This is a genomic window from Sphingomonas populi (genome assembly GCF_004208535.1).
Lineage (GTDB): Bacteria > Pseudomonadota > Alphaproteobacteria > Sphingomonadales > Sphingomonadaceae > Sphingomonas > Sphingomonas populi.
This window is the reverse complement of sequence record NZ_SGIS01000176.1, coordinates 1-611: the sequence shown is the minus strand read 5'-3', so window position 1 is coordinate 611 and position 611 is coordinate 1. Positions and strand designations below refer to the sequence as shown.

Below are 611 nucleotides of genomic sequence, written 5' to 3'. Positions count from 1 at the left end.
TTTGATCCGGTCCCATTGATCATCCCGAAGCGCATCGCAATCCATCGCTGATCTCCAAAAATCAGCCTTGAATCCGATTTAACAGCGATTGGGAATCCCTGATCCTTAAATCGTCACCACGTCCTAGCGCGGAGGGATTTTGTGATGGAAGTGAGTAGTGAAGCGGTAGTCCTCACTGTCGAGGATGGCGTGATCCAAATCGCCTTCGATCTAAGCGGCTCAGAGCCCGAATACCTTCTCATCTCCGCACCCCAGGTCGGTGGCGAAGCCACAGATGAGTTTTTTGGTCACGGCCATTATGTTGAATTGAAAGATCAAAATTTCGGGCGTTACGGCGGGCTGGCCGGGATTAGCATCCCAAGAGACGACCGGGTCGAGCTTCGTCTCGCGTTCGAAGTTCCAAACATCGGGATTGCGCTAACGATCAACACGCGAAAGCCCATGAGCTCCGCAATCCTATCCCAATTGCGCGGGTTGCAGGCCAGCTGAATGACATACCGGCTGACGCCGGTAGGATCATCGGAGAGGGCTGAAGCCTTCATTGGTCCTTGTGGATGTGCTTGTCGAGATATCGCATGATGATGTCATCGGTGATGTTGCCGGATGTCGTT

General features: G+C 53.0%; 1 protein-coding gene and 1 pseudogene. One reads left to right on the top strand and one right to left on the bottom strand.

What is annotated here, in order from left to right; translation table 11 throughout:
• Window positions 1-144 precede the first annotated feature (144 nt).
• On the top strand, window positions 145-489 hold the full coding sequence (locus EWE75_RS24825) for a hypothetical protein (protein ID WP_130160660.1): 345 nt from the start codon (window positions 145-147) through the stop codon (window positions 487-489).
• 49 nt (window positions 490-538) lie between these two features.
• Here the strand turns inward: EWE75_RS24825 and EWE75_RS26415 are convergent.
• Window positions 539-611: pseudogene (locus EWE75_RS26415) on the bottom strand (IS200/IS605 family transposase); the annotation flags it as partial.

What these genes read in the sequence shown, in the direction of transcription:
- EWE75_RS24825 (WP_130160660.1), top strand. Translation starts at nt 145, where the DNA reads ATGGAAGTGAGTAGTGAAGCGGTAGTCCTCACTGTCGAGGATGGCGTG.